1 protein-coding gene is annotated in these 244 nt (G+C 55.3%); it reads right to left on the minus strand.

Annotated elements, in window-relative coordinates:
* On the minus strand, positions 1–239 hold a 239-nt coding region (gene rhaM, locus FDX22_RS15615; RefSeq protein WP_146717427.1), incomplete at its 3' end, for an L-rhamnose mutarotase.
* Positions 240–244 lie beyond the last annotated feature (5 nt).

Genomic DNA, 244 nt, shown 5'->3' on the forward strand with positions numbered 1-244 from the left:
ATATGTTTCCACCAACGCTGGCAAACGTCGGTGCTGGCAACGGCATTCCAGCGCTCCTCGGACTCAATCTCAACGGTGGCGAACAGCAGATTGCGCTCCTCGTCGAGATAAATCGCGTAGTGATGGGCGCCGTGCGCTTTCAGCACCGCTTCCAGTTCTGGCCAGATGGGGTTATGACGACGTTGATATTCAACATGTGCGTCGGCATTCACCTGCATCACAAAGGCCTTGCGGATCATAACGC

This window comes from Citrobacter sp. TBCS-14, from assembly GCF_005280805.1.
In the GTDB taxonomy this organism is placed as follows: Bacteria; Pseudomonadota; Gammaproteobacteria; order Enterobacterales; family Enterobacteriaceae; genus Citrobacter; species Citrobacter gillenii.